This window comes from Hymenobacter agri (genome assembly GCF_054778495.1).
This window is the reverse complement of the sequence record NZ_BAAGZM010000825.1, coordinates 1-1,513: the sequence shown is the minus strand read 5'-3', so window position 1 is coordinate 1,513 and position 1,513 is coordinate 1. Positions and strand designations below refer to the sequence as shown.

Sequence of the window (1,513 nt, the reverse complement as noted above, 5' to 3'; positions counted from 1 at the left end):
TCGGCGGCGGTGCTGTGCGCGTCGTAGGGCCCGCCGGTGGCGGCCTGCCAGGCGGCCAGGGTGGGGTAGGCGGTATTGGCGGTGTAGCCCGTGAAGAAGTTAACGCCCTGCCCGCTTAGGTCATTGTAGTCGGAAGTAGTAGAGCCCGTGGTATTCAACGCCTGATAGATGGCGTACTGCGGCGCGTTGCCGCCACGATTGATACGGATGATATTGTTTTTGAACTCTACGTTCGGTCCCGAAATCTGGGCAAATCCATAAGCGCTGTTGCTGCTGGTGTTCGCCGGCATATCTATGTCGACGGTGTTGTGGTAGTAGCGGCAGTAGGCGGCGCTGATGTTATAGAGGCCGTAGACATTGCCCGTTGTGCCCATGTCGTACACCATGTTGTTCACGATGTAGTTGGGGGCTGCCGCTGTGGCAGCGGGGCCCGAATCCAGGTAAATGCCAAAGGCTCCGCTGGTGCCCATGCCCGCTGCGTATGGCGTGTGCACCCGGTTTTTCTCCACCGCCGCGCCGCTCGCGCCAGCCGTGAGGTAGATGCCGTAGAATGCCGAGGTGGCCGTGGTGTTGGGCCGGGCCACGTCGTTGCCGATTACCTGCGGGGCGCTCACGTAGCCCACGTACACGCCGTACTGGGCAAAATCGCGCACCGTGTTGTTGTTGATGACGATGCCCGGCGTGGGCGCGGTGGTGGACGTCCCCACGGCCGAAATGCCGTAGTAGCCGCCCGTCACGGTGTTGTTGGTAATGGTTACGTTCTGGTTGGTAGTGGCACCGGTACCGGTCACGAACGAGGGGCTGCCGCTCGACACAATGCCGGCGCAGTTGAACGTTACGCCGCAGGTCACGGTGCAATTGCTCACGATGTCGTTGTCGGCGTTGTTGACCAGTTGAATGCCCCAGCCGTAGGTGTTTCCAGCGCCGCCGGTGGCCACCACCGTCAGGTTGTTCAGCGTCACGAAGTCGGTGCCGTTCAGCGTGACGACGGCCGGGGCAATCGACACCGTAGCATTAAACTGAATGGTGCGCCCGTTGCCGTTGATGGTGAGGCGGTTGGTAGCGCTCGTGCCCGCCACGGCCTGCAGGCGGAACTGCTCGGTATAAGGCCCGCCGCTCACGTTGAACGTCACGGGGCCGCTCACGCCGTTGGTATTCAGGGCCGTCGCTGCGTCCGCGAAGCTGGCGTAGTTGGTGCCGCCGGTGGGCTGCGCGTCGTTGATGGTATAGGTGCCGCTGAGCTGGGCCAGCGCCGCCGGCCCGCTGAGCAGCAGCGCGCCCAGGGCCGCCAGCCGGCCCCAGCGGGCGCGGAACAAGGCAGTAAAACGTGAGTTCATAAGGCAAAAAAAAGTGATGAGGAGAAGGGGCGGCAGTCGGTGGGGCCGGGCTGCTTGGCCTGCTTGCCAGGCAAGTTAAAGGGCCTGGACAGCCGAGCAAATCCCACCGGCGCGAGTTGGCCGGTTTGCGCCGCGAGTCCGGCTCTGGGCGGCGCGAAGCCGGCCCGCGTTGGGCC

1 protein-coding gene is annotated in these 1,513 nt (G+C 63.8%); it reads right to left on the bottom strand.

Annotated features, from left to right (window positions below; genetic code table 11):
• A partial coding sequence (locus ACYVDE_RS22530) for a hypothetical protein (RefSeq protein ID WP_460503777.1) occupies positions 1-1,337 on the bottom strand: 1,337 nt, incomplete at its 3' end.
• Positions 1,338-1,513 lie beyond the last annotated feature (176 nt).